28 protein-coding genes are annotated in these 25,682 nt (G+C 68.4%); 12 read left to right on the top strand and 16 right to left on the bottom strand.

The annotated features are described in order from the left end of the window. Positions 1-76: 76 nt before the first annotated feature. The 3 genes from AB0I34_RS17185 to AB0I34_RS17175 all read right to left on the bottom strand — a co-directional run bounded on the left by AB0I34_RS17185 (position 77) and on the right by AB0I34_RS17175 (position 1,681). Entirely contained in the window at positions 77-421 is a 345-nt protein-coding gene (locus tag AB0I34_RS17185) for a YciI family protein (protein WP_360446007.1), read from the bottom strand. A 37-nt stretch (positions 422-458) separates the two neighbouring features. After that, on the bottom strand, positions 459-857 hold the full coding sequence (locus tag AB0I34_RS17180) for a VOC family protein (RefSeq protein WP_360446005.1): 399 nt from the start codon (positions 855-857) through the stop codon (positions 459-461). A gap of 77 nt (positions 858-934) precedes the next feature. Next, positions 935-1,681, bottom strand: coding sequence for a class I SAM-dependent methyltransferase (locus AB0I34_RS17175; protein ID WP_360446003.1), 747 nt, complete (start codon positions 1,679-1,681; stop codon positions 935-937). Positions 1,682-1,961: 280 nt separating this feature from the next. On the opposite strand from AB0I34_RS17175, the gene AB0I34_RS17170 reads away from it, so the two are divergent. After that, the gene (locus AB0I34_RS17170; RefSeq protein WP_360446002.1) at positions 1,962-3,098 is read left to right on the top strand and encodes a cation transporter; all 1,137 of its coding nucleotides are present in this window, start codon (positions 1,962-1,964) and stop codon (positions 3,096-3,098) included. A 14-nt stretch (positions 3,099-3,112) separates the two neighbouring features. On the opposite strand, the gene sigJ is transcribed toward AB0I34_RS17170, so the two are convergent. Next, entirely contained in the window at positions 3,113-4,012 is a 900-nt protein-coding gene (gene sigJ / locus AB0I34_RS17165; RefSeq protein ID WP_360446000.1) for an RNA polymerase sigma factor SigJ, read from the bottom strand. Between the two features lie 110 nt (positions 4,013-4,122). Between sigJ and AB0I34_RS17160 the strand changes: the two genes are divergently transcribed. Continuing rightward, positions 4,123-4,563 carry a nuclear transport factor 2 family protein gene (locus AB0I34_RS17160; protein ID WP_360445998.1) on the top strand — a complete coding sequence of 147 codons (441 nt, stop codon included), beginning with the start codon at positions 4,123-4,125 and terminating at the stop codon, positions 4,561-4,563. A 31-nt stretch (positions 4,564-4,594) separates the two neighbouring features. Beyond that, the gene (gene wrbA, locus AB0I34_RS17155; RefSeq protein WP_360445996.1) at positions 4,595-5,203 is read left to right on the top strand and encodes an NAD(P)H:quinone oxidoreductase; all 609 of its coding nucleotides are present in this window, start codon (positions 4,595-4,597) and stop codon (positions 5,201-5,203) included. Positions 5,204-5,208: 5 nt separating this feature from the next. On the opposite strand, the gene AB0I34_RS17150 is transcribed toward wrbA, so the two are convergent. The 3 genes from AB0I34_RS17150 to AB0I34_RS17140 form a co-directional block, all read right to left on the bottom strand. Next, a complete protein-coding gene (locus AB0I34_RS17150; protein WP_360445994.1) occupies positions 5,209-6,111 on the bottom strand; it encodes a carbamate kinase in 903 nt (300 codons plus the stop codon). Between the two features lie 453 nt (positions 6,112-6,564). Continuing rightward, positions 6,565-7,995, bottom strand: coding sequence for a histidine kinase (locus tag AB0I34_RS17145; RefSeq protein WP_360445992.1), 1,431 nt, complete (start codon positions 7,993-7,995; stop codon positions 6,565-6,567). 29 nt (positions 7,996-8,024) lie between these two features. Beyond that, positions 8,025-8,423, bottom strand: coding sequence for a pyridoxamine 5'-phosphate oxidase family protein (locus AB0I34_RS17140; protein WP_360445990.1), 399 nt, complete (start codon positions 8,421-8,423; stop codon positions 8,025-8,027). Between the two features lie 68 nt (positions 8,424-8,491). On the opposite strand from AB0I34_RS17140, the gene AB0I34_RS17135 reads away from it, so the two are divergent. From AB0I34_RS17135 to AB0I34_RS17120, 4 genes are all read left to right on the top strand, one after another. Next, a complete protein-coding gene (locus AB0I34_RS17135) occupies positions 8,492-9,148 on the top strand; it encodes a response regulator transcription factor (protein WP_360445988.1) in 657 nt (218 codons plus the stop codon). A 184-nt stretch (positions 9,149-9,332) separates the two neighbouring features. Then, positions 9,333-10,505, top strand: a complete 1,173-nt coding sequence (locus tag AB0I34_RS17130; RefSeq protein WP_360445986.1) for an acyltransferase family protein — start codon at positions 9,333-9,335, stop codon at positions 10,503-10,505. Positions 10,506-10,539: 34 nt separating this feature from the next. Continuing rightward, entirely contained in the window at positions 10,540-10,941 is a 402-nt protein-coding gene (locus AB0I34_RS17125; RefSeq protein ID WP_360445984.1) for a MerR family transcriptional regulator, read from the top strand. Continuing rightward, on the top strand, positions 10,938-11,798 hold the full coding sequence (locus AB0I34_RS17120; protein ID WP_360445982.1) for an alkylmercury lyase family protein: 861 nt from the start codon (positions 10,938-10,940) through the stop codon (positions 11,796-11,798). Before AB0I34_RS17125 ends, AB0I34_RS17120 begins: the two co-directional genes overlap by 4 nt. Before the next feature lie 4 nt (positions 11,799-11,802). Here the strand turns inward: AB0I34_RS17120 and lexA are convergent, their stop codons facing one another. Beyond that, positions 11,803-12,456 (bottom strand): transcriptional repressor LexA, encoded by a 654-nt coding sequence (gene lexA / locus AB0I34_RS17115; RefSeq protein WP_360445981.1) that lies wholly within the window; start codon positions 12,454-12,456, stop codon positions 11,803-11,805. A gap of 128 nt (positions 12,457-12,584) precedes the next feature. Between lexA and AB0I34_RS17110 the strand changes: the two genes are divergently transcribed. Next, positions 12,585-13,793 (top strand): MFS transporter, encoded by a 1,209-nt coding sequence (locus tag AB0I34_RS17110; RefSeq protein ID WP_360445979.1) that lies wholly within the window; start codon positions 12,585-12,587, stop codon positions 13,791-13,793. Here AB0I34_RS17110 and AB0I34_RS17105 read toward each other — a convergent pair. Together AB0I34_RS17105 and AB0I34_RS17100 are read right to left on the bottom strand one after the other, a co-directional pair. Further along, positions 13,764-14,957, bottom strand: coding sequence for a Cmx/CmrA family chloramphenicol efflux MFS transporter (locus AB0I34_RS17105; protein ID WP_360445978.1), 1,194 nt, complete (start codon positions 14,955-14,957; stop codon positions 13,764-13,766). The two genes, AB0I34_RS17110 and AB0I34_RS17105, sit on opposite strands and share 30 nt — an antisense overlap. Positions 14,958-15,023: 66 nt before the next feature. Further along, positions 15,024-15,593, bottom strand: coding sequence for a TetR/AcrR family transcriptional regulator (locus AB0I34_RS17100; RefSeq protein ID WP_360445976.1), 570 nt, complete (start codon positions 15,591-15,593; stop codon positions 15,024-15,026). A 186-nt stretch (positions 15,594-15,779) separates the two neighbouring features. Between AB0I34_RS17100 and AB0I34_RS17095 the strand changes: the two genes are divergently transcribed. The 3 genes from AB0I34_RS17095 to ctaD all read left to right on the top strand — a co-directional run bounded on the left by AB0I34_RS17095 (position 15,780) and on the right by ctaD (position 19,246). Then, positions 15,780-16,610 carry an alpha/beta hydrolase gene (locus AB0I34_RS17095; protein WP_360445974.1) on the top strand — a complete coding sequence of 277 codons (831 nt, stop codon included), beginning with the start codon at positions 15,780-15,782 and terminating at the stop codon, positions 16,608-16,610. Continuing rightward, positions 16,610-17,404, top strand: a complete 795-nt coding sequence (locus AB0I34_RS17090; RefSeq protein WP_360445972.1) for an LLM class flavin-dependent oxidoreductase — start codon at positions 16,610-16,612, stop codon at positions 17,402-17,404. The genes AB0I34_RS17095 and AB0I34_RS17090 overlap by 1 nt, the downstream gene beginning before the upstream one ends. An 87-nt stretch (positions 17,405-17,491) precedes the next feature. Then, the gene (gene ctaD, locus AB0I34_RS17085) at positions 17,492-19,246 is read left to right on the top strand and encodes a cytochrome c oxidase subunit I (RefSeq protein WP_360445970.1); all 1,755 of its coding nucleotides are present in this window, start codon (positions 17,492-17,494) and stop codon (positions 19,244-19,246) included. Here the strand turns inward: ctaD and AB0I34_RS17080 are convergent, their stop codons facing one another. From AB0I34_RS17080 to AB0I34_RS17065, 4 genes are all read right to left on the bottom strand, one after another. Beyond that, a complete protein-coding gene (locus AB0I34_RS17080) occupies positions 19,247-20,119 on the bottom strand; it encodes a helix-turn-helix transcriptional regulator (RefSeq protein ID WP_360445968.1) in 873 nt (290 codons plus the stop codon). 64 nt (positions 20,120-20,183) lie between these two features. Beyond that, positions 20,184-20,672: a GNAT family N-acetyltransferase gene (locus AB0I34_RS17075; protein WP_360445966.1), complete on the bottom strand. Its 489-nt coding sequence runs from the start codon at positions 20,670-20,672 to the stop codon at positions 20,184-20,186. An 83-nt stretch (positions 20,673-20,755) separates the two neighbouring features. Further along, complete coding sequence (locus AB0I34_RS17070; RefSeq protein WP_360445964.1) at positions 20,756-21,628, bottom strand: phosphotransferase; 873 nt, start codon at positions 21,626-21,628, stop codon at positions 20,756-20,758. Then, on the bottom strand, positions 21,629-22,201 hold the full coding sequence (locus AB0I34_RS17065) for a helix-turn-helix domain-containing protein (protein WP_360445962.1): 573 nt from the start codon (positions 22,199-22,201) through the stop codon (positions 21,629-21,631). It abuts the gene before it with no gap. A gap of 43 nt (positions 22,202-22,244) precedes the next feature. Between AB0I34_RS17065 and AB0I34_RS17060 the strand changes: the two genes are divergently transcribed. Then, positions 22,245-23,534 carry an MFS transporter gene (locus AB0I34_RS17060; RefSeq protein WP_360445960.1) on the top strand — a complete coding sequence of 430 codons (1,290 nt, stop codon included), beginning with the start codon at positions 22,245-22,247 and terminating at the stop codon, positions 23,532-23,534. On the opposite strand, the gene AB0I34_RS17055 is transcribed toward AB0I34_RS17060, so the two are convergent. Together AB0I34_RS17055 and AB0I34_RS17050 are read right to left on the bottom strand one after the other, a co-directional pair. Further along, complete coding sequence (locus tag AB0I34_RS17055) at positions 23,425-24,108, bottom strand: class I SAM-dependent methyltransferase (protein WP_360445958.1); 684 nt, start codon at positions 24,106-24,108, stop codon at positions 23,425-23,427. The two genes, AB0I34_RS17060 and AB0I34_RS17055, sit on opposite strands and share 110 nt — an antisense overlap. After that, on the bottom strand, positions 24,101-25,681 hold the full coding sequence (locus AB0I34_RS17050; RefSeq protein ID WP_360445956.1) for an ATP-dependent DNA ligase: 1,581 nt from the start codon (positions 25,679-25,681) through the stop codon (positions 24,101-24,103). Before AB0I34_RS17050 ends, AB0I34_RS17055 begins: the two co-directional genes overlap by 8 nt. Between the last annotated feature and the right edge of the window lies 1 nt (position 25,682).

Here is a 25,682-nt window from a genome sequence, read left to right as displayed (position 1 = left end):
ACCGGAGTGACGAGGGAAGACCGGGAGCCAAGGCCCCATGACCCTGCCGGCGCCGGAGGCCCGGCCAAAAGCAGAGTCATGACTCCACGGGGCGGATCTCGATCACCGGGCAGGCCGGCCAGGTCTTCACCATCCGCAGCGCCTCGTCCAGGTCCGCGACATCGATCTCGATCACCCCCGAGATCACTTCCTTGCCCTCGATGAACGGCCCGTCGGTCGTCACCGGCTCCGGCCCGTCCAGCCGGACCGTGGTCGCCGTTGCCGCACCCTGCAGCTTGCCGGTCCGGGCACTGATCCGGTCCGCGTTGTCGATGAACCACTGGTTCACCCGCCCGTACGCCGCCTCCAGTTCGGCCGCGCTCATCGCCTCGACCTCCTTGGTGAACTCCGGGGTGTCGACGAACATGAGAACGTACTTCACTGCACCACCTCCTGGGATCAGTCTGGCCGGTCGCGGGTCAGCTCGCCGGGAGGTTGGCGTACAGGTCGATGCCGTTCCCGGACGGGTCGGTGACCGTGGCGTACCGCATGCCCCACGGTGCGTCGTACGGCTCCTGCAGCCCGGTGACTCCGTCGGCGGTCAACTCGGCGTACGCCGCATCGACCTCGGCCGCCGTCTCGAACTCGAACGCGAGGAACATCCGCCCCTGGCTCGGCGGCGTCCAGCGCGCGGTGATCTTGGCGCGCATCTCGTCGGTGTCGAGCATCAGGTGTACGCCGTTGGGCAGGTCGCAGCCGGCGTGGTCGTCGGGCATGTAGTGGTCCCGGACGAAGTCGAGCCCGAGCCGCTTGTAGAACTCGATGGCCGCGCCGAGATCGGACACCGCGATGTCCAGGATGTTCACGGTCGGTTGCATGGTCGTCTCCCTGGTTGTGAGTGGGTTTCACTCAGGAGACGATCGGCACCGACCGGTTTACGACACCCGCGGATCGGTCAGTTGCGGCGGAAGACCAGGAGTTCGGTGCGGCCGCCGCTGAGCGGGACGAAGCGGCTGCCGACCAGGGTGAGGTCGCGCTGGGCCAGGAAGCCGGCCAGCCAGGTTCGCGGGGCGACCGAGTAGATGGTCATCCGGTCCGGTTCGGTCAGCCAGACCTTGGTGGTCGAGTCGTCCAGGCAGTCGTCGGTGACCATGTCGAACGCGACCGTGCCGCCGGAGCGGACCACCCGCGCCATCTCGTCGAGGTAGCCGAGTGCGGTCGCGAACGGGATGTAGCTGAGCAGTTTGTGTGTGTGCACGAGGTCGACCGAGGCCGAAGGTGTCGACCCCAGGGTTTTGCCGTCCGCCGGCTTGAAGACGAGATCAGGCAGTTCCCGGCGAAGGTAGGCGATCCAGTCCGGTGCGGTCTCGTACACCTCGTACGAGCTCGGCCGGAGGGCCGACAGGATTCTGGTCGAGTAGCGGCCCGAGCCAGGCCCGATCTCGCAGACGCGCTCCGCGGTCGTGAGACCACTGAGTTCGAGCATGGCCTCGACCGTCTCCGCGGTGGCGCCGGGCTCCGCGCTGTAGCTGTCGAGGAAGTCGCCGACCGACTGGCCGGCCCGGTCGGCCTGTTTGACGATGCGCTTGGCGGGCAGGAACGCACTGATCGCCGGATCGGCGCTGTGGCCCCGGACGAGTTGGAATCCCGTGGGCCGAAGAGACTTGTTGACCGCGGCATTGATGGTGTGACGAACAGACATGTATTTCCCCCATGACAAGTAGCGAAGCCACCGCCCGGCCCATCATGCCTACGGCCCGACCAGGAACCAAGGAAAGTGGGCAACTATCACTGCCCGCGCTGTGCCTGTCGCCCTGTGCCCCGAAACGCCTTGTTTTCAAGGGGATCAGCCGCTTGCTGGGTAATCCGGTCGTCGCAGACGGTCGTGGATCGTGCGGCGACACGCCGTCGGCGACGACGCCGGAGCGTGACTGGTTCCTAGCATCGGAAGAGCCCGTGCCGCCGAGGCGAGGAGCTCTGTGGTGATCGATGAACCTGCCCTTGCCGCACGCAGTGGCGTCGCGCGGTTGCTGACGGAACTCGCGTACGACGTCTTCGACGAACCAGTGCCCGTCACGACGGCACCGTTGCGGCTCACCTGCACGGTGGAGTCGGTTGCCTCCAGCACCGACCAGGCCGAGTTCGTCCGGAGCAGGTTGTGGCCGTGCCCGCCGAAGCTGGTCACGAGTGCCTCACATCGGGTGACCTGGGTCGACAGTGAGGGCGTGACGAACGTCGCCCACTGTGGATCACTCGGTCCGGTAGTCCCGATCGTTGCGCGGGAAGCAACGTTGGCCTTGTGGGCGAGGTTGCGGGCGGACGCTCGGGTGACGGAGCGTGCCGAGGCCATCGACTCGGTGCAGGCGGACCTGCTGGCTGCCATCACCACGGACAAGGTGCCGGCCGAGATCCTGCGGACAGGAGTCGACGCCGCCGCGCGGGTCCTCACCCAGCACGCCTATCTCGCGGGTACGACGCCGTACGACGAGCCGGCCGGGTTCGCGGAGGCGCTGCGGGACAGCGGGATCTTCAACACCGTGGCCGGGACCTGGCACTGGGGTCTCCAGGCGTCGACGTATCGGCGCGGTCTGATCCCGGTGCAGTTGGTCTGCTTCGGTGGCCGCATGACCTACTCGGCCGACACGGTCGCGGCGCTGCGGGAGATGAAGGAAGCCCGCATCGAGGCCGCCCGCGCCTCCGACGACAGCGATCCGAGCGCAGCGCAGTACGTCGCACTCGGATCCGGTGAGCAACCGCGATGCCTCGCGCACGCCGCACATTCCGTCGACGGGCGCCGCGTCAGTCTGGTGACCCAGGTCGCCAACTCGTTCGTCGACGTGTTCACGCGCCTGCTGAAGGTCGTGACGGTCGCCGTCGAGGACTCGGAGGAGACCGGCAGCGTGGACGGCCAGGGCGAGGTGTTCGAGGTGCCGGACATGACGTGTCAGCACTGCATCCGGACCATCACCAAGGCGGTCGGCGAGTTCGGGGTCGCGCCGCCGGAGTTCGACCTGGAGACCAAGCGGGTGGTGGCGAGCTTCGGCTCGGCCGAGGCCCGGGCACAGAGCTTCGCCGCGATCCGGGCCTGCGGCTACACCGTCGTACCTGTGCCTCGGTAGCCGACCGCCGTCGTTCAGGTTGTCCAGGGGCGGAGCTTCTCCGGGTTGCGGACCGCCCAGATGTGCTTGATGCGGTCGTCGGCGATGTCGAACGCGATGACGGTCTCGGTGACGCCCTCGCGCTGGATGACCAGCCCCGGCTGGCCGTTGACGGTCCGCTCCAGAACGACCAGCCCGTGCGCGCGGTCGACCAGATCGGCGAAGTACTGCGCGACCTGCGTGCCACCGTGAACGGGGTGCGGAGCGGCCGTGACCACGCCGCCACCGTCGCCGATCGCGACCACGTCGGGATCGAGCAGCGTGATCAGCGTCTGGATGTCCTTGGCCGCCCAGGCTGCCTTGAAGTCGCGGACGATCTCGGCCTGTTGCTTGGTGGGTGCCGTCGGGCTCTGCGCCGTACTGATCCGCCTGCGTGCCGATGAGGCCAGCTGCCGGCAGGCCGCCGGCGTCCGGCCGACGATCTCGGCCACCTCGGGGAACGGATAGCGGAAGACGTCGTGCAGGATGAACGCCACCCGCTCGGCCGGGGTCATCGAGTCCAGCAGGACCAGGAACGCCATGTTGACGGATTCGTCCAGTGTGACGCGATCGGCCGGGTCGCCGCCCGGCTGAGCGCCGAGCCACTCGGCCTGGTCGGGCACCGGCTCCGGGACCCACTCGCCGACGTACCGCTCGCGCCGGGCGCGGGCCGATCGGAGCAGGTCGAGGCAGATGCGGCTGGCGACCTTGGTCAGCCAGGCGGCCGGGTTGTCGATCGCGTCCTGCTCCTCGCGGGACATCGCGTACCACCGGGCATAGGTGTCCTGGACGACGTCCTCGGCGTCGGCCAGTGAGCCCAGCAGCCGGTAGGCGAGGTTGATCAGCTGCCGCCGCTCGCTCATGATCGCGCTCAGGCTCGGATCCGACCCGGTCATGGTGCTCCCTTCGACGTCTGCTGCCTTCACTGTGCCCTTCACTGGGTCCGACGAGGCAGGCAGGCGAAGTGTGAGCTCACACTTCGCCGGGCTGTCTCGTCGTACCGATCATGACCACACAGAACGCGGTAGACGAGGTAGACATCCGGCAACGGATCGACACGTTGGTCGCGTCGGTCCAGGCAGGTGACCTCGACGGACTCAAGACGATGTTCGCGCCGAATCTCGTCTCGTTCGACATCGAACCGCCGCTGCGGCACCTGGGCGCCGAGAAGAAGTCGCAGAACTGGGTGAACGTCTTCGCGGCGTACCAGGAGCCACCCAGCTACGAGGTGCGGGACCTGACCGTGCTGGTCAGCGGCGATCTGGCCGTCGTGTACAGCCTGAACCACATCAGCGGCACGTTGCGCAGCGGCGCTCCGACCGACTACTGGGTCCGCTGGACGGCCTGTTTCCGCAAGCTCGACGGCGCCTGGCTGATCGTGCACGACCAGGTGTCGGTGCCGGTCGACTTCCCGACCGGCAAAGCCCTGCTGGACCTCCAACCCTGACCCCCTGAGCACTGGAAGGACCCCGTTTCTGATGGAACCCGTGAAGGCCGCGATCATCTACTACAGCGCCACCGGCACTGTGCACACGCTCGCCCAGGCCGCGTTCGAAGGCGCGGAGAAGGCCGGCGCCGTGATCCGGTTCCGCAAGGTCAGAGAGAACGCGCCGTTCGAGGCGGTCAACTCCAGACCGGAGTGGCGTGAGCACCTGGACGCCACCGCCGACGTACCCGAGGCCGTGCTGGACGACATCGCCTGGGCTGACGTGGTGCTGTTCGGCACGCCGACCCGCTTCGGTACGCCGTCCGCGCAGCTCAAGGCGTTCATCGACAGCACCGGTCCGTTGTGGGCTACCAATCAGCTGGCCGACAAGGTGTACACCGCGTTCACCGCGAGCGGCACCAAGCACGGCGGGCAGGAGTCGACGATCCTCTCGCTGTCGAACGTCTTCTACCACTGGGGCGGGATCATCGTGCCGCCTGGCTACACCGACGAGATCCAGTACAAGACCGGCAACCCCTACGGCACGTCGCACGTGACCGGAGACGGACCGGTCGACGATGTCCACCTCGAAGCGGCGCGGTACCAGGCGCGCCGCGCCGTCGAGACGGCGGCGGCACTCAAGGCCGGTCGCGCGGCCTGATCCGGTCAGAGCGCGATCTGGGTCCCGGCGGTGCCCGCGATCACGGCAGTGGCGTCGTCGAGTGACCCGATGGCCGCCCGGCCCTTCGTCCCCTCCGCGAAGCGCCGGGCGGCCGTGACCTTGGGGCCCATCGACCCGGCGGAGAACGTGACGGCCGCGAGGTCCGCGGTGCTGACGTCGCGCAACGGTCGTTGAGCCGGTGTGCCGTAGTCGAGGTAGACAGCGTCCACGTCGGTGAGCATCACGAGCAGGTCCGCCCGCAACTCGGTCGCGATGAGGGCCGCGGTGAGGTCCTTGTCGACGACAGCCTCGACTCCGCGAAGACGGCCGCCGTCCTCGACCACCGGTACACCGCCACCGCCTCCGAGGATCACGGTGACACCACTGCGCAGCAGGAGTTCGGCGGCGTCGAGTTCCACCACTCGCCGCGGCACCGGCGACGGGACCACGCGGCGCCACTGCGCGCCGTCCGGCCGGACCGACCATCCGTTGGTGAGGGCAAGCTTGCGCGCGTCGTCCTCGGGGTAGCCGCTGCCGACGTACTTCGTCGGGATGCCGAAGGCCGGATCGTCCGCGTCGATGACGGTCTGGGTGACGAGCGTGACGGCCGGGCGGGTGAGCCCGGCGTTGCTCAGCGCTTGCTGGATCCAGTACCCGATCACGCCCTGTGTCTCGGCGACGAGATCGCTGAGTGGGTACGGCCTCGACAGTTCGGTGTCCGCCGTACTCTCCAACGCCAGCAGGCCGACCTGCGGGCCGTTGCCATGGACAATGAGCACGTCGTGTTCGGCCGCGATCGCGGCCAGCGACGGAGCTGTGGCGGCCAGCCGGGCGATCTGGATGTCCGCATCGGGCCGTTCGCCCCGCCGCAGCAACGCATTCCCCCCGAGCGCGATCACGATCCGCATGTCTCAGCGTCCCACGCAGGCCCGCGGATCGTCGTACGCCGGGATCCTGCGGGCCGTGTGGCGGGGGATTTGGGACCTTTGGCCCTGATCCAGACAGTGGCCGAGGGCTGGAATAGAGGGGCGAGGGAGGCCGGCGAATGCGGTGTCCGGCCGATCCAGAACAGCCACCGCGGGCACTGCATCGCGAGTCCCGGCCTCCTTCCATTCGCGCCATACCGGAGCAGGAGCCAGTGAGGGAGGCCCCTGGTCCGCCGGGGTAGGAGCCGATAGGTGGGGACGGCTTCTCTCCCGGGGGGCGAAGGAAGAGGGAATCGCTCGGCGGGACGACTGGGTTTCGGGGGAGTCGTCAGGGGTCGATTCCCGAATCGCTGGGGCTGCGTGGAGGAGCGTGTCCCCAGCATCGGTTGCCGTGCGGCCTGACCTCATCGGCCGCACGGCACCGGCCGATCGAACTCAGCCAAGAGGGGCGCGGAGTTCGAGGATGGTGCCGTGCGGCTGTCTCCTCTCGAGCCGTACGGCACCACCCAGGGCCTCGGCTCGTTCGCGCAGATTGCGCAGTCCGCTCTGCTGCTCCCCGGGCGTGAACCCGACACCGTCGTCGCTGACCCGCGTCACCACCTCGCCTTCGGCCACCGTCACTTCGACCGACACGGCCGACGCCTGCGCATGCCGGACGACGTTCGACAACGACTCGCGGATCGCGGCCAGGATCTGTGGGCGGGCGGCCGCCGGTACGGCGAGGTCGAGCGGTCCGGAACACGTCAGCACCGGCCGGAATCCGAGCGGACCGGCGTACTCCGCGACAAGCGTTTGAACGTCGGCCTGCAGCGACCGCCGGCGCGGCTGGTGATGAAGCTCGAAGATCGCGGCCCGCAGGTCCCGGATGGTCGCATCGATGTCCTCGACCGCTCGCTTGATCCGTTCCCGTCCCTCGGGCTGCACCATCGACTGCATGCCCTGCAACTGCAGGCCGGTGGCAAACAAACGTTGGATGACCAGATCGTGCAGGTCCCGGGCGATCCGGTCGCGGTCCGACAGGACTGCGATCATCGACTGATCGCGCTGAGCCTGCGCCCGGTCGAGGGCGAGGGTGGCCTGACTGGCGAACATCCGGACCAGGTCGGTCCCTTCGCTGACCTCGAGTACGGCGCCCCGCTCGGCGGCCACCAGCAGCAGTCCACCGGTCACATGTGTGCCGGCCGGCAGCGGTGCCATGACGGTCCGTCCCAGTGATCGGACCTCGGGGATCTCGTCGATCCGCCCGCTCTGCTTCGCGACGTCGACGATGTCGTCGATCAGCACCTGGCGATCGCCACGCATCACCTCGTAGAGGATGGGGAGGACGACCGGCCGGCCGACGTACCGCTGGAACTCGTCCGGGCCGTCGACCGCCTCGATGATCAACTCGTCCTCGGCGGACAGAATCACCACCCCGACCCGGGAGCCGGAGACCTCGCGGGCCCGGCGGGCGATGAGCTGGAGCGCCTCCTGCGGCTCGAAGGCGCCGAGCATCAGCTGGGTGATCTCGGCCGTCACCTCGTACCAGCGGCGCCGCCGCTCGGTGTCGGCATGCCACCAGACGTTGTCGATCACCACGCCGGCAGCGAGAGCGCTCGTCTTCACGGCCCGCTCGTCGTCTGAGCTGAATTCGGTCCCGCCGCTCAACGAGAGGCTGCCCACGATTCCGTCCCGGCCATGGATGGGTACGTCGATGGAGCGCCATGCCGGCGCGGCGTCGCCCAGGACGCTGCGATGGACGATCCCGGTGCCGTCCTGGCCGAACACGCTCAGCACGCCGTGGCCGGCCCCGGCCAGCGCGCACGCCGCAGCGAGAATCCGGTCCAGTGCACCGTCGTCCCAGGCCCCACTCGGTTTCCGACCCACGGCCACCACGGTAAGGGCGGCACGCCGCTCTAGACGAGGAGCCGGTGACCGCTCAGTGATTCCACGCCGAGCCGGATCAGCTGCCGGCCGGGCTCGGACGGCGCCAGGACGAGTGCCTCTTCCGGAGGTACGACGGACAGGTGCCCGACCGCTGTCACGGTCCATCCCCCGTGCTGGTCGGCATCGAGGTCATCCGCTTCGAAGGCCACCACGTCGCCTCGCAGCGCGGCCCGGATTCCCTCTCCCTCGTCGTCCGCGACGAAGACGATGGTGTCCTCATCGACCCGGAACCCCACCACCCGCACCGCCGGCAGACCGCCGCGAGTGAAGACGACCCGGCCGACCGGGACTGTCCGAAGCAGGCGCAGGCATTCGCGGTCCTCGAGGAGAGCGCGTCCGGCCGGGCCGAAACGCCGTACGGTTTGCATCACGGCCTCCGGGGGTGGTGCGGCGCTACTCTGAGCGGAACGGTCGGGCCTGGGGGGATCGAGGTGCGATGGCGATCACGGTGTTCCTGCTTGACGACCACGAGGTCGTCCGGCTGGGTCTGCGCCAGTTGCTGGAGAACGAGCCGGATATCGAGGTGGTCGGGGAGGCGGCGACGGCGGCCCAGGCGACCGTTCGGATCCCGGCACTGCAGCCGGACGTCGCCGTACTGGACGTGCGGCTTGCCGACGGCGACGGGATCACCGTGTGCCGCGAGATCCGTTCGTCGATGGCGGAACCACCGGCCTGCCTGATGCTGACGTCGTTCTCCGACGACGAGGCCCTCTTCACCGCGATCATGGCCGGTGCCGCCGGCTACCTGCTCAAGCAGGTGAGTGGCACGGACCTGGTCGGAGCGGTACGACGCCTGGCCGCGGGGGAGTCGCTGCTCGATCCCGCGATGACCAGGGCTGTGCTGGAACGGCTGCGCAATCCCGAGCACGAGCAGGACGACCCGCGGTACCAGTCGCTGACCGATCAGGAGCGCCGCATCCTCGACGAGATCGCGGAAGGCAAGACCAACCGGCAGATCGCGCAGAGCATGCTCCTGGCCGAGAAGACGGTCAAGAACTACGTGTCCGGGCTGCTCCGCAAGCTCGGCATGGAGCGCCGGATCGAGGCCGCCGTGTACGCCGTCGAACGCGCCAAGCGGCGGCCGAAGACCTGACCGCCCGGCGAGTCCGGTCGCCGTCGCAGGGCCGCGGTCGACTGTCATCGGACTCCCCTCCCAGCAGTGTTCCCATCGAAGCCGCCGCTCTACCCCAGGCGGCAGGGTCGGAAGGCCCGCGACTTCGGGACCGAGGGCCCACATTCGAGTGGCGGCCGCCCGGTCCAGGCACCATTCTTTGCGCATGGGTGACGAGGGTGGGCGGCTGCACTTCCTGGACTGGTTACGGGTGCTGGCCGTGTTCGGGGTGTTCGTGTTCCACACGCTGCGGCCGTTCGACGACGCCGACTGGCACGTGAAGAACGCCGAGACGAGCGAGGGGATCTCGATCGCGATCGCGTTCCTGGGGCTGTGGGGGCTGGCGTTCTTCTTCATGCTGTCCGGCGCGGGTGCGTGGCTCGCCCTGCGGTGGCGGACCGCGGCCGGCTACCTGCGTGAGCGAGTGCTGCGGTTGCTGGTGCCGTTCGTGGTTGCGTACGTGCTGTTGTCGCCACCGCAGTACTTCATCGAGGAGCACCACAAGGGTCGGTCCGATGCGTGGTTCTTCGGGGATGTGAAGACTTTCTTCAGCGACCTGAGTGGGCACGCACCGTTGTGGCTGCGGGACACCTATCACCTGTGGTTCCTGATCTACCTGCTGCAGTTCGCGCTGCTCGGTCTGCCGGTGTTCCTCTGGTTGCGTGGCGCGCAGGGCCGGCGGATGGTCGACTGGATCGCGCGGCGGTGCGAGCGGCGCGGACGGATCCTGCTGCTGGCCGCTCCGCTGGTGCCGGTGCATCTCGTGCTGCTCGCCGCCCCCGGGCCGGAGCACGGCTGGGGCGAGTTCGTGTTCTTCTTCGACTTCTTCGTGGTCGGGTGTCTGGTGATGTCGGACGACCGGCTGATGTCCGCCGTACGACGAGACGCCGTACCCGCGCTGGTGCTCGGACTCGGAGCGTTCCTGCTCGGGGTGGCGACCGGGATCATCGACTTCCTCGACGGCTGGTGGGAGGACCCGAGCTATTCGTGGGTCTACGTCTGGTACTCGACGCTGATCACCTTCGCGGTGTGGGGCTGGCTGTCGGCGGTGCTCGGCTTCGGCATGCGGGCGCCCGCGTTCCAGCGGCCGCTGCCGGCACCGGTCGCACGGGCGGCGATGCCGTTCTTCATCGTTCACCAGCCGATCATTCTCGCGGTCGCGTACTACGTCGTCGGCTGGAACGCGAACCTGTGGACGAAGTACGCCGTACTGCTGCCAACCGCATTTGTGCTGGCCGCCGCACTCGCGTGGGCGCTGTCGGTCCTACCTGGGGTGTCGGTGCTGTTCGGGGTGAAGCGTCAAGCCCGGGCGAGCATCAGCTCGACGGAGCGAGGTTGACCTCGGACCTGGGTCCAGGGTTCAGGATGGAAGCATGCGGACAGGAGAGCTGGCCGGCCAGGTCGGGGTGAACGTCGAGACGCTGCGGTACTACGAACGGCGTGGGCTACTCGACAAGCCACCGCGGACGGCTGGTGGTTACCGTGACTACCCAACCTCGGCGCTGGAGCTGCTGAGGTTCGTGAAGCGCGCCCAGGAACTCGGCTTCAGCCTCGACGAGGTGGAGGAATTGCTCGACCTGGACGCCGGCGGCCCGGTCGGGTGTGACGCGGCGCGAGCGCTGGCCGAGCACCGGCGCGAGGATCTGGCGGCCCGGATCCGGGATCTCCAGCGGATGCACGATTCGCTCGCGGCACTGATCGCGACCTGCGACCTGCCACGGGCTGACCGCAGCTGTCTGTTGCTGGAGGCGCTCGGACCAGAGGCGGAGCGGTGAGGCTGGAGGTCCTGCACGTCCCGGACTGCCCGAACCTGCTGCCGCTGCTCGAGCGTCTCGCGCAGGTCACCGACCTTCCGATCAGCACCCGGATGATCGAGTCGCCCGCGGACGCGGAGCGCTCCGGTATGGCAGGCTCACCGACGCTACTCATCGACGGTCAGAACCCGTTCGCGATGGGAGCAACGCCAAGCCTGGCCTGCCGTCTCTCCGTCCCGTCGACCAAGCAGTTGCGCGAGGCAATCAGCTCGTCCGGCGCGCCCGCCACCGAGATCCTCAGCACGTGGCGGCGGCGCGCCGTACCTCTGGATGCTGTCACGCGAGCAACACGCCGCGAGGTTCTTCGCGCCTTCGCGACCACCGGTGCTCCGCCTTTGGGTGGTACGACGGAGGTCCTCAGGGCGCTGCATGAGCTCGATGCGATCCGGCTGACATCGGACGGGGAGATCGCCGTCGCCTACCCGTTCTCGGCCACCCCGACGAGGCATCGCGTCCGGATCGCCGACCAGGTCGACGTGTACGCGATGTGCGCGGTCGACGCCCTCGGCATCGCGCCGATGCTGGGCCAGGACACCGTGATCCACTCCACCGACCCCACCGATGGGAGTGACATCACGGTCGTCCGCCGAGCGGACTCCGCCCACTGGGATCCCGCCGGCGCAGTCGTCTTCATCGGCGCCGATCCCGGCGGTGGCCCGTCCGCCGACTGCTGTTGCGACTACCTCAACTTCTTCGCGACCCGCGCCGCGGCCGAGGCCTGGACGACCGCGCATCCGCGGGTTCCCGGGCAGATCATCAACCAGCGGGAAGCCGAGGACCTGGCCGTCCGCCTGTTCGGCCAGTTGCTGGACGAGTGACGCCTCAGACGCTGCGCAGGACCGAGACCACGATGCCGAGGACGACCGCGTTGTCGCCGTCGATGACCTCGTACGCCGGGTTGCGCGGCTCGAGGTAGACGTGGCCGTTGCGGCGGCGATAGACCTTCACGGTCGCCTCCTCGTCGATCATCGCGGCGACGATCTGGCCCGAGTGCGCCTCGGACTGCTGCCGGACGACCACGATGTCGCCGTCGCAGATCGCGGCGTCGATCATCGACTCGCCGCGGACCCGCAGGCCGAACACGTTCCCGCGGCCGGTGAGTCCGCGCGGCAACTGCAGTACGTCGTCCACGTGCTCGACCGCGGCGATCGGCGTACCGGCGGCGATGTCACCGACCACCGGCACCGGCACCGAGTCCTCGCCCGACTGCCGCGACGGCGAGTCCTGCAGGAACATCCGTACGTCGATCGGCCGGGAGACCGACGGGCTGCGGCGCAGGAACCCCTTGTCCTCGAGAGCGCCCAGGTGCTTCGACACCGAGGAGGTGGAGCGCAGGCCGACCGCGTCACCGATCTGGCGGGTGCTGGGGGAGTACCCGTGCCGCATCACCCAGTCCCGGATCACCACCAGGATCCGCTGTTGCCGCTCCGGTAGCGCCGCCGTGTCCAGGTCCCCGAACAGATCAAGATCAGTCACCACGAGATCCTAGAGCGCGGCACTGTCCCGGCCTGCATCCGACCCGCCGCACCGAAGCGGCAACATCCTCCGACCTGCTCCGACGTCCGGTCCGAGAGCGCGCATCGGGCGCGCTCGAGGAGGTCGTCATGAACGCGACAGATCGAGCCCGCTGGTCGGTGACCGCAGTGTTCTTCGTGAACGGATGTCTGGTGTCGAGCTATCTGGCCCGGATCCCGTCGATCAAGGTCGAGCACCAGCTCAGCGAGAGCCAGTTGGGCATCATCCTGACGCTCTTCGGCGCGGCCGCGCTGGTCTCGATGCAGTTCGTGGGGAGCCTGGTCGCGCGCTCCGGTAGCCGCCGGCTGATCCAGGTCGGCCTGGCCGCACTCCCCATCCTGCTGGCAGGCGTCGGTCTGGCCCGTAACCCGGTGCAGCTCGGCATCGCCGTACTGCTCATGGGTCTCGTGCATGGCGCGGTCGACGTCTCGATGAACGCTCATGCGGTTGCGGTCGAGCGCCTTCGCGAGAAGCCGATCCTGAACGGTTGTCACGCCGCTTGGAGCGTGAGCGCCGTACTCGCGTCCCTCGTCAGCGCCGCGGTCACCCGCGCCGGTGTCGGCATCGGTGCACAGTTTCTCGTGGTCGCCGCCGTACTGCTGATCGCCGGTCAACTGGCGACCCGCAATCTCCTTCCGTCCGAGGCAGACCGATCGGGTACGTCGAACGGCGAGCAGCGGACCGGCTGGAAGTCGGGATGGACCCGCCCGGTGCTGATCCTCGGCGCGATGGGCTTTGTCGTGATGATCGGCGAGGCAGCCGTGATCAGTTGGAGTGGAGTGCTGCTGCACGAATCACGCGGTGCCGACCTGGCCACCGCCGGCCTCGCCTTCACGGCGTACACGGCATGCCAGGCCGCGGGCCGCCTGATCGGTGACCGTCTGACCGAGCGGTACGGCGCCGCAGCCGTGTTCCGGATCGCCGCATCGGTGGCCGTGATCGGATTGGCCGTGGTGGTCGCCGTACCCCTGTGGTGGATGTCGATCGCCGGATTCGGACTGGTCGGTCTCGGTGGATCGGTCCTGCTACCGCTGATCTTCAGCGCTGTCGGTCGCGAGGGCGGGACTGCCGCCGCGACCGCGGTGTCGCGACTGACCACCTTCACCTACGCCGGAGTCCTCATCGGGCCGGCGGTCGTGGGCTGGATCGCGGCTGCTGCCGGCCTGATCTGGACCTTCACGGGCCTGCTGCCGTTGCTGGCCGGCGTCGCTGTCAACAGCCGTCTGCTGACGCGCCAAGGATCCGGGAACAAAGAAGCAGACGCGCAGCTAGTCGCGTACCCAGGATCGGGCGGGTGACCACACCTCCGCGCGATCTCGTCCTGGACGAGTACGTACGGCGGCCGGCAGAACGGTGCCCAGGGCAACGAGACCCAGGATCGCGCCGATCCAGGCGACGGAGGGGTAGCCGGCGTTGGCGTCGATGGCCAGGCCGCCGAGCCATGGTCCGATGGTGATGCCGACATTGAACGCCGAGATGTTGAAGGCGGCCGCCAGCGTCGGCGCCGACCCGGCCAGGCCGAAGACCCGGGTGTTGATCGCGGGGTTGTTCGCGAAGCCGAAGGCCCCGACGAGCACGATCGCCACGACCGCGATCCACGGCGTACCGGTGCCGAGGGCAAGGACGATGGATGCCGCGATCCCGCCACCGATGCCGACATGCAGAGTCGTGAAGGGTCGTGCATCCGCCGTCCGGCCGCCGATGGTGATGCCGGCCAGCGCACCAACGCCGTACAACGCGAGCACGACCGGGACCCAGCCTTCGGTGAGGCCGGTGGACTCGGTGAGCAGGGGAGCGAGGTAGCTGAAGATCACCAGGTACGCCGCCGTGGACATCGCCGTCGTGCCATAGGCGAGCCATAGCTTGGGGTTGATCATCGCGCGCAGTTCGGCGCGAAGATCAGGGGTAGTGGCGGAGCGCCCGCCCGGAACGGTGGCGACGACGCCGATCATGGCCAGCGCGGACAGAACGGCGACGGTCCAGAACGCGCCTCGCCAGCCGAGGTGCTGGCCGATGACGGTACCTGCGGGCAGGCCGACGATGGTGGCGATCGTGAGTCCGCCGGCGACAATGCTCATCGCCCTGCCGCGCGCCTCCGGCCCGGCCAGGCCGATGGCTGTCACCGCGGCGACCGCCCAGAAACCGGCGTACACGAAGGCACCGACGATGCGTGTGGCGACGAGCATGCCGTAGCTCGGCGCCAGTGCGCCGACGACGTGAGTGAGGGCGAAGACAGCCAGGAAGGCCAGCAGCGCAGTACGCCGTGTCCACCGCAAGGTGACGACGGCCAGGATCGGTGCGCCGACCAGCATGCCGACAGCGAAGGCCGAGATCAGCAGGCCGGCAGCCGGGATGGACACGTTCAGGTCGCCGGCGATCTCAGGCAGGAGACCAGCAAGCATGAGTTCGGACGTGCCCTGGGCGAAGATCGCCAGACCGAGCACATAGACCGCGAGCGGCATGGATTCCTCTCGTATTGGATCAAGCAGTGCAAAACGCGGGCAGCGGTGACCGCGGACGGAGGTTGTTCAGAAGGCGCGGAGTGCGGCCGCGACGACTGCTTCCTGGGCATCGCGTGTCGCGCCACCGCGGGCGGCGACTCGCAGCCCGCTGAGCACGACGAACACGTACTCCGCGAGACCAGCGGCATCCTGGCCGGCGATCTCGCCCGCCGCCTGCGTGCTACGGATCGCCGTGGTCAGCGCAGCCAGCCGGGTGGCGTGGTCGCGCTCAAGTGCTGCGGCAATCTCGGGATCGTTGGGCGCAAGGTCGACCAGTGTGTTCACGACCAGGCAACCGGCCGGATCGGTGGGATCCGGCTCGACCGCGTCCCAGAGAATGCGGCGAACGCGCTCTCTGATCGGCAGGTCACTCTCGATAACCTCGAGCTGACCGCCGGTCCGGTCCTCCATGTAGTGCCGGAGCGCCCGGTCGAAGAGATCGCGCTTGCTGTGAAAGGTGTTGTAGATGCTGCTCCGGCCGAGCCCGGTCGCCTCGCACAGGTCCTGGGTCGAGGTGCCGTCGTACCCGAAGATCCAGAACACCTTCATCGCGGCATCGACAGCGCGCTCCTCGTCGAACGTCCTCGGCCTGGCCATGGCGTCAAAGATAGCACGTTATGTATCGAGCGATCCAAAACTGCTGATATCGGCACGCGGCCTGCGGCGATAGCGAACCGGGCCGCCGCGCTCTGGCGGCAGGCCCGGGTCTATCGGCGGCGGCGATCGGTTTGATCGAGAAGAATCGTTTTTCGGGATGGTCGACCGCGACTTACGGTCGGGGACATGAGTACCTCGGAGAAGCTGTACCCGGTCAACGGTGTCGAACTGTGTGCGGAGACCTTCGGTGATCCGGCCGACCCGGCGGTGTTGCTGATCCATGGGGGATCCGCGTCCATGCTCTGGTGGGAGAGCGGACTGTGCAGGAAGCTCGCCGACCGTGGGCGGTACGTGATCCGCTACGACCAGCGTGACACCGGCCTGTCGACGTCGTACCCGGTCGGCCGGCCCGGGTACTCGATGCGCGACCTCGCCGCCGACGCAGCCGGGCTGTTGGAGGCCTTGGGTATCGATCAGGCGCACGTGGTCGGGCAGTCGATGTCCGGCGGCACGGCGCTCGTGATCGGCGTCGACCATCCGTCGAGGGTGGCATCGCTGACGTTCGTGTCCACGTCCACGGGAGCCGACGACCTGCCGCCCCCGTCCGGGTCGATGCCGCACCTCGATCCACCCGACTTCACCGACCCGGCCTCGGTCGAGGAGTACGTCGTACGGTCGATGGAGGCGGAGTACCTCGGGCACTTCGACGAGGCCGCGGCCCGGGACCTGGTACGGCGGGACATGGCGCGGGCGCGGGACTTCGAGGCTTCGCTGACCAACCACTACGCGATGTCGTTCGACGGTCCGGTGAACGGTGGGTTCGGCGACCTGACGATGCCGGTGCTCGTGGTGCACGGCGGGCTGGATCCCGTGTTCCCGTTGGCACACGGCGAAGCCATCCGGGACGCCGTTCCCAACGGCCGGCTGGTGGTTCTGCCGGACGTCGGCCACGGAGTACCGGCGCCGCGGTGGGACGAGTTCGTCGACGCGGTCGCGTCTCACACCGGGAGCCGATGATGCGCTTCGCGTTGTGGGTTCCGCTCTTCGACGAACTCGCCGACCCGCGCGTGGTGGCGCGCCTGGCGGTCGAGGCGGAGGAGGCCGGCTGGGACGGGATGTTCGTCTGGGACCAGCTGTGGTGGCGGGCACCGGTGTCGTCGGTGGCGGATCCGTGGATCACGATGGCCGCGATGGCTGCCGTGACCGACCGGCTGCGGCTCGGACCGATGGTGACACCGGTCGCGCGCAGGCGACCGGTGAAACTATTGCGGGAGGCAACCACGCTCGACGTACTGTCGGGTGGGCGGCTCACGCTCGGCGTCGGACTCGGCAGTGACCGGTTCGCGGGGGAGTTCTCCCGGTCGGGTGACGAGGTCGACGACCGGATCCGCGCCGAGCAACTCGACGAGGCCTTGGAGATCCTGACCGCCGGGTGGACCGGTGACCCGGTGTCGCATCACGGCACGCACTACACCGTCGACTCGGTCAGCTTCCTGCCTCGCCCGACCGCGGGCCGCATCCCCCTCTGGGTCGGCGGATTCCCGGGCAAACTCAGACCGCTCCGCCGGGCCGCACGCTACGACGGATACTTCCCGGTCAACCTGACCTCGCCGGACCAACTGGCCGAGTCCGTCGCGCTCCTCGAGTCCATCTGTGGCGACCTCACGGACTACGACATCGTCATCTCGCTACCTCCCAGGACCGACCCTGCGCCGTACGCCGCTGCCACCTGGTGCCTCACCGACTTCGACCCGTCCACCCTGCGCTTGGCCGACGTACGCGCCGTCCTGACGGCGGGCCCGCCACGCTGAGGTGGGCCCGCCTCTGTCGCCCTGGGCCCGAGCGGGTGTCTAATCGAACGGACAGTGGGTGGCGTGGTGGGCGTCACGGGAGGTCGAATGGCGAGCGTCAGCGAACAGACCGGCATCACTGAACGTACTGGCCCGTCGGTGGGAGTGGCGCCGGCGCGGCGGCCTTTGGGGCAGGTGATCGGACGGCTGCTGTCGACGACCGATCACAAAGTGATCGGTCAGTTGTATCTGGTCACCTCGTTCGCGTTCTTCCTGATCGCCGGGCTGATGGCGATGATCATCCGCGCCGAGCTGGCCGAGCCGGGCCTGCAGATCGTGGACGAAGAGGTCTACAACCAGCTCTTCACCATGCACGGCACGATCATGCTGCTGCTGTTCGCGACACCACTCTTCGTCGGCTTCGCCAACGTGATCATGCCGGTGCAGATCGGTGCTCCCGACGTCGCGTTCCCGCGGCTGAACATGTTCAGCTACTGGCTGTTCCTGTTCGGCGGCCTGATCACACTTGGCGCGTTCGCGACTCCCGGTGGCGCGGCCGACTTCGGCTGGACGGCGTACGCGCCGCTCTCGAACGGCGTTCGTTCGCCCGGTGTCGGCGGTGACCTGTGGGTGATGGGCCTGTGGATGGCCGGCCTCGGCACGATCCTGGGTGGCGTCAACTTCGTCACCACGATCATCACCATGCGGGCACCGGGGATGACGATGTTCCGGATGCCGATCTTCTGCTGGAACATCCTGGTCACGTCGATCCTCGTGCTGATCGCGTTCCCGATCCTGGCCGCCGCGTTGCTGATGCTGGAGGCGGATCGACTACTCGGAGCCCATGTGTACGACGCCGGGAACGGCGGTGCGCTGCTGTGGCAGCACCTGTTCTGGTTCTTCGGGCATCCAGAGGTGTACATCATCGCGTTGCCGTTCTTCGGCATCATCACCGAGATCCTGCCGGTGTTCAGCCGCAAGCCGGTCTTCGGCTACATCGGTCTGGTCGCGGCGACGATGGCGATCGGCGCGCTGTCGATCGCGGTGTGGGCCCACCACATGTTCGTGACCGGTGGCGTGAATCTGCCGTTCTTCTCGTTCATGACGTTCTTGATCGCGGTGCCTACCGGGGTGAAGTTCTTCAACTGGATAGGCACGATCTGGGGCGGGTCGGTGTCGTTCGACACGCCGATGCTGTGGAGCGTCGGCTTCCTGGTGACGTTCCTGTTCGGCGGTCTGACCGGGATCATCCTGGCCTCGCCGCCGCTGGACTATCAGCTCAACGACAGCTACTTCGTGGTGGCGCACTTCCACTACGTGGTGTTCGGGACCGTGGTGTTCGCGATGTTCGCCGGGTTCTACTTCTGGTGGCCGAAGATGACCGGCCGGATGCTGAACGAGCGGCTCGGGAAGCTGCACTTCTGGTTGCTGTTCATCGGTTTCCACACGACCTTCCTGGTCCAGCACTGGCTCGGTGTGGAAGGCATGGCGCGCCGCTACGCGACGTACGGCGCGAACGAGGGCTTCACCACGCTGAACCAGGTCTCCAGTGTCGGTGCGTTCCTCCTTGGCGCCTCGACGTTGCCGTTCCTCTACAACGTCTATCGGTCCCGCCGCACACCTCTGGTCGGTGTCGACGACCCGTGGGGTTGGGGACGTTCGCTGGAGTGGGCGACCAGTTCTCCGCCGCCGCGGCACAACTTCGAGCGGCTGCCACGCATCCGCTCGGACAGCCCCGCCTTCGACTTCCACCACCCTGAGTTCTCCCAGGGCGAGCCGCAGTCCAACCTGCTCACCAAGGCCGGGACAGAGCCTGAGACCGAGACCGACCCTGAGACCGACTCCGAGCGCGAGCCCGACTGATCAGCCGGCCATCCGATCGAGCAGCTCGGTGAGGAGTTGCTCGGTCTGCTGGGGTGCGGGGTTGGTCGCGGCCAGCAGGTCCAGGGTCTGGGTGTAGGTCTCGACGTCGTCGCGTTTGTCCAGGTAGAGCGCGCTGGTGAGGTGCTCCAGGTAGACGATGTCGGGCAGGTCGTGCTGGGGGAAACGCAGCAGGGTAAACGCGCCACCGGTTGCCGCGTGGCCGGGACTGCGGAGCGGGACGATCTGGAGCGTGACGTTGGGCCGACGCGATGCCTCGCGGAGGGAGTCGAGCTGGTCGCGGAGGACATCGCGACCACCGATCGGGCGGAGCAGGACCGACTCCTCGATGACGGCCCAGAGCTTCAACGGTGGCTCACGGTCCAGGACACGCTGGCGCCGGGTGCGAAGAGCGACGATCCGCTCGATCTCCTCGTCCGCCCGCGCGTTGCCGGGCGTCAGACGAGCGACGGCGCGGGCGTAGTCGGCTGTCTGGAGCAACCCGGGGACGAACTGGATCTCATAGGTCCTGATCAGTTCCGCCGCCGCCTCGAGGCCGAGATACGCGTCGAACCAGTCCGGCGTGACGTCGCCGTACCGGTGCCACCAGCCGCGGTTGTTCGCCTCCCGCGCCAGCTCCAGGAGCCGCTCCCGCTCGCGCGCCTCGGTGACGCCGTACAGGCTGAGCAGGTCCTCGACGTCGCGCTCCTTGAACCCGACGCGGCCGAGCTCGAGCCGGCTGATCTTCGACTCCGACGCCCGGATCGTCCACCCGGCATCGGACCGGCTCACCCCAGCCCGCTCTCGCAGACGCCGCAGATGACTGCCCAGCATCATCCGTAACGCCGTCGGCCCAACAACACCTTGCCCCGCCATCGGACGAGTCTACAGCATTATCGAACATATGTTCCCATGGGATCCGACGCGGTGAGCGAGCCGGCTACCGTGCGATCCGGGCCTCGAAGTAGTACAGCTCGGAGTCGGCTCCGACCTGGGCGAAGCCTGCCTTTGCGAGGGTCCGCTGTGACGCGACGTTGCCGAGATCGGTGTCTGCGCGGATGGTCGTCACGCCATGCGCGGCGGCGATCTGCATGACGGTCACGAGTGCTTCCGTCGCGTAGCCGTTTCCTCGCGCGGACGGCGCCAGTCCGTAGCCGACCTCGACGACGTCACCGTCGGGGCGCCCTTTGAAGCCGATGCCACCAACAGCCAGCCCGTCGGACTGACGCCTGATCTGGTAGTAGCCGAACGGACGCTGGTCACCGTTCTGCTCGGTAGCGCGCAGGAAGCCGCCGATGGCGGCCAGGTCTCCGTCGAACGGGTAGTCGGCCGCCCAGGTGTCGTCGGTGTCGGGCGCACGATCGCGAATACGCCGCGCCTCCAGCTCATCGATCGGATGCAGACTCAGCCGTGCGGTGCGGGTATCCATGGCGAGCACTCAACCAGCACGATGGTCCATCCTCAACCGACTAATGACAGCCCCGCGGACCAGCAGCTCAGTCGGCTGGTCCGCTAGTCGATCCGCTGCTCAGCGAGATCTGCCCAGTGCTCGACCGCCGCGGGCGTGTAGTGGCGGATCGCCCAGTCGACCATCCGGAGACTCATCACGGCCCACAGCGGGCGGAGTACGTCGGCCGGCAGCGCGTCGAGGATGGCGTCGAGGCGCGGAGTCACCCGTCCGAGCGGCGGCTCGGAATGTACGCCGAACCGCAATGTGACCAGGTCGAATCGACGGTCGCCACGCGCAGCGCCATCCCAATCGATGATCCCGGTGACGGTTCCGTCGACGGCGAGGAGGTTGCCCGGGTGATAGTCGAAGTGAACCGCGTCGACCCCCTCCAGCAGCGGTGGGTACGCCGCTCCGACCTCCCGTACCCAGTCCTCGATCCGTGCGGTACGACGGTTGTGCGCGCGCAGCGGACCGTGCAAGCAGAAGCCCGGTCCATCGTGGTCCAGGAACAGGTCCTGCGCCGGCACATCCGATCGATCCCGGAGCAGCCCGGCGTGCAGCGAGTTGAAGTCCAGCGCCTGCGTCAGCCCGTGGTCGTCGAGTCGCCTGATAGGTGCTCCGGGCAACAGTTCTTGGACGGTGGCGATCGCCGTACCGAGCTGGACGGCGAGCTCCGTGCGCGGCGCCGGCACGCCCGCCACTCGTGCCGCCTCGGTGACTGCCAGCGGGCCGGCTTCGAGGTCCGGCAGTCGCACGCCCGGGCGCCACTTCAGGATCGAGCGATGCCCGTCCTGCCACCGCACGACAGCGGCACCGACGTTGCCGCCGGAGCCAAGCCCCTCGACAACCAGCGGAACGCCGGTCTGTTCCTCCAACTCGGCGGCGATCTGTGCCGCATCAAGCCGTTCGACCGGTGACCAGGCGGAAGAAGTCATCTAGCGAGTCGCCTCCTGTGGGGGTCGCAGAGTCTGCTCGTACAGGTCGACCGCGCCGTGGACCTGCTCGAGGGGAGTGCTCAGACGAAGTTGGAGCAGCGTGCCGTCGAGCGTGATGAGCGAATACGTCACCAGGTGGTCCAGCGGGACATCGGTACGCACGGATCCTACGTCCCGCAGGGTCTGCAGCCGGTCGCGGACCGCCTCCACGACAACCTGTCCCCGCTGCTCCCAGCGCCGGCGGAAGTCCGGATCCGTCAGCAGTTGCCGCCCGATCTCGAGATAGCTCGCGGTGTACCGGAGTCCGGTCTGCGCGTAGTCGTCGACGACCGCACGCAGACCGCCTTCGCGCCACCGCTGCGCGCCGTGGGCGGAGTCCTCCTCGGCGAGAGCGATGAAGATGTCGAGCTTGGTGGGGTAGTAGTTGAAGATCGCCCCGCTCGACAGCCCGGACTCGGTCTCGAGTTCGCGGATGGTCGTCAGTTGGTAGCCCTTCCGGGCGAAGCAGGTGCGGGCGGCGTCGAGGATAAGGGTCCGTCGAGCGGCCTTGTGGGTGTCCGAAACGCGCGGCATGGGCCTAGTTTACAAAACCGAGCGCGCGCTTTATTTTAGCTGAGTGGACACCCTGAGTGCGCAGCGTGGTCTCCGGCCGTTACTCGTCGCCGAGATCGCATCGTCGTTCGCGCTGGCCGTGCAGGCGATGGCGATTCCGTGGCTGGTGCTGACCAACGGCGGCAGCGCGACGGACGTCGGTGTCGTGATGACCGCGGGGCTGGCGCCGGCGATCGTGCTCGGGATCCCGCTCGGTGGGCTGGTCGAGCGGGTCGGGGCGCGCCGCTGGATGATCGGATCCGACGTGGTCAGCGTGGCGTTGGTGGCCGCCATCGTGACGCTCGCCGAGGCAGCTGCCCTGCCGTTGTGGGCGTTGGCCGCGCTCGTCTTCCTCCTCGGGTCGCTGCGGACGCCGTACATGGGAAGCCAGCAGGAGCTTCTGTCCAAGCTGGTCGGCGACCGGGAGAGTCTGCTGGCGCGGGCGACCAGCATTCTTCAGGGTGCGAACCGCACCTCATTGCTGCTCGGTCCGCCGATCGCCGGCGTACTTGTGGCCGCGATGGGAGCGGCGCCGACGCTGCTCGTGACGATCGCGACCCTGATCGTGGTGATCGCGATCCTGCGGCTCGCCGTACCACGGGAGACTCGGCAGGTGACGGCCGCTCGGCCGCGGCTTCTCGACGGGCTGCGCGAACTCCGGCGCGACCGGCTGGTGAGTTCCTGGATCTCGGCCAGCACGTTCAGCGAGGCCGCGTATCAGGCGCTGTTCGTGGCGATCCCGATCCTCACGGTTCATCGGTACGACGCGACCGCCGCGGCAGCCGGTGTACTCACCGGAGCCTTCGGCGGCGGCGCTGTCGTCGGAAGCTTCGCCGCGATGGGGTTGGCCTCCCGCGTCCGGTCTGTTCGGCTGGCGCTGGCCGGGAAGTTCCTGCAGGCGTTGACGTTCGTGGGCCTGATCCTCGCCGTACCGCTGTGGGGTGCGGTCGCCCTGATCGCGGCACTCGGCATCGCCAACGGCCTGACGAACGGCCCGTCATCTGCGGTGATGATCCCGCGACTGGGCGAACGCCATCGCGGCAACGCGCTCACCGCCGCCGCGACGATCATCATGAGCGGAGGTGCTGTCGGTAGCGCCGCGGCCGGACCGGCGCTCGACCACACCTCGGCCGAGGCACTCTTCACCGTCGCCGCGATCCTGATGGGTGTGAGCTGCTCCCTCTACGTCCGCGGCGCGGTCCTGGCTAGTCGCGGAGGTACTCCGCCCGCCAGCGAAGGATCGTGGGATCGGCCGGACTCGGAGACTGGTCGAGTTGAATCAGCCGCAGGTCCGGCGTCGCGAACGACTGGATAGCCGACCGGGTCAGCGGCCATGGCGGACCGTCGACCGCGGAGTCCGGAACGTCGTCCGGTCGAGAGGCTGCGATGACGAGCAGGGTCCCGTCGGGAGCCACCTGCTCGCCGACCTGTTTGATCGCGGCAGGCTGGAGATCGATCGGCAGCGCCTGCACGGTGTAGATCTCGACGACCAGGTCGAAGGCGCGGTGCCACACGGCCGGCGGGGCCAGCAGGTCGGCGGTGACGTACTGCGCCTTGGAGCCGGGATGGTTGCGGTGCGCGGCTTGGACAGCTGTGGGGGAGATGTCGAACGCGGTGGTCTCGTACCCCAGGTCCGCGATGAGCTCCGCGTCCCATCCGGTGCCGGCTCCCACGATCAGCGCCGTCTTCCCGGTCCCGTCGGGGTGGGACTCGTCGACCCACTCGGCCAGCATCGGGTGCGCCGTACCCCGGTCCCACGGGACGACGGCGGCGCCGTCCTCGGCAGCGGAGTAGAGCCGATCGAACCAGCCGGTCGGATCGTCCTGGGACAGCGACTCGTGGGCGATCCGGCGCGACACGACGTCCGGATCCTCCTGTGGCTCAGACATCCGCGCCACCTTCCCGCTTCGCGTCGGCTTCGAGACCTTCGTGTATGGCTCGCACCGTCTGGACGGTATCAACCTGATCAGGTCTCTTGTCGTCCCGATAGCGCAGTACCCGGGCGAACCGCAGCGCCATGCCCGCGGGGTAGCGCGGCGAGGTCTGAACGCCGTCGAAGGCGATCTCCACCACCACCTCCGGCCGGAGGTAGACGGTGTACTCGTCGCGGCGCTCCTCGAGCTCCTGGAATCGCTCGGTCTGCCACCGCAGCAGCTCGTCGGTGAGGCCCTTGAACGTCTTGCCGAGCATGACGAACTCGCCGGTCGCCTCGTCCCGCGCACCCAGATGCAGGTTCGACAGCCAGCCAGTACGACGCCCGTGGCCCCACTCGGCCGCGAGCACGAGCAGGTCGAGCGTGTGGGTCTGCTTGACCTTGACCCAACCGGATCCGCGCCGACCCGCCTCATAGGGAACGGTCAGGGACTTCACCATCACGCCCTCGTGGCCGCGCTTCACCGCGTCGAGGAAGAACGCCTGCCCGGCGTCCGCGTCGTCGGTCACCAGCCGCGGGATCCGTTGTTGCTCGGGGATCAGCTTGCTCAGCCACTCGTGCCGCGCGGCGCCGTCGAGACCGATCAGGTCCTGCCCGTCCTGATGCAGGATGTCGAAGAAGTACGGCGTCAACGGGACCGACTCCGGCCCGGTCGCCGCCCGGGTCGCCGTCCGCGACCCGGTGACCTGGAAGGCCTCCGGCCGACCGTCCCGCCGCAGAGCGATCAGCTCACCGTCGAGCACGACCTGCTGCGCGTCGAGCGCGAGTACGGCGCTGACGACCTCGGGCACCCGCTTGGTGATGTCGTCGAGCGTGCGGGTGTAGACCACCACGTTGTCGCCGTCGCGATGCGCCTGGATCCGGATCCCGTCCAGCTTCCACTCGAGGGCGGCCGGCGTACCGGTCTTGGTCAGAGCTTCCGCGACACTCGTCGCGGACTGGGCGAGCATCGGCTGCACGCCGCGCCCGACCTCCAGCCCGAACTGCGCCAGCCCCGCCTCGCCCTCGGTCAGTACGGCCACCGCAACCGGCGCGGCCGCGCCACGCAACATCGTCGCCGCCCGAATCTTCTCCAGCGGGATCCCGGTCGCTCGGGCGACCGCATCGGCCATCACGCCGTCCAGTGCGCCCTGCCGCAACTCACCGCCGACCAGCAGCCGCAGGAACCGCTGCTCGTCCTCGGTCGCACGGCCGAACAACGCGTCGATCGCCTCCCGTCGGCGGGCCTGTGAACCGGCCCCGGACATCTCGGCCAGCTCGGCGAACGCGCGGTCGACCTCCTCGACCGTCAGCGACGGGCTCTCGGCAGGCGTCGGCGCGTCCATCAACGTCCGCCACCCGACGCCCGTCCGTCGCTGGCGCAGCTCACCGGACAGGTACGTCACCACGATCTCGGTCTCCGCCGGCTCGGTCGCCCGCGACAGCAGCCCGGCGATGAATTCCGCCTTCTTCAGCCGCGACCGCGTCCCGGTCAGCGCGGTCGAGGTCTCGACCACCTCGGTGAGCAACATGACCCCAGTCTCACCCATC

This window comes from Kribbella sp. NPDC050281, from assembly GCF_040655855.1.
Lineage (GTDB): Bacteria > Actinomycetota > Actinomycetes > Propionibacteriales > Kribbellaceae > Kribbella.
Note: the sequence above shows the minus strand (reverse complement) of the source record. Positions and strands in the feature narration are given on the sequence as shown.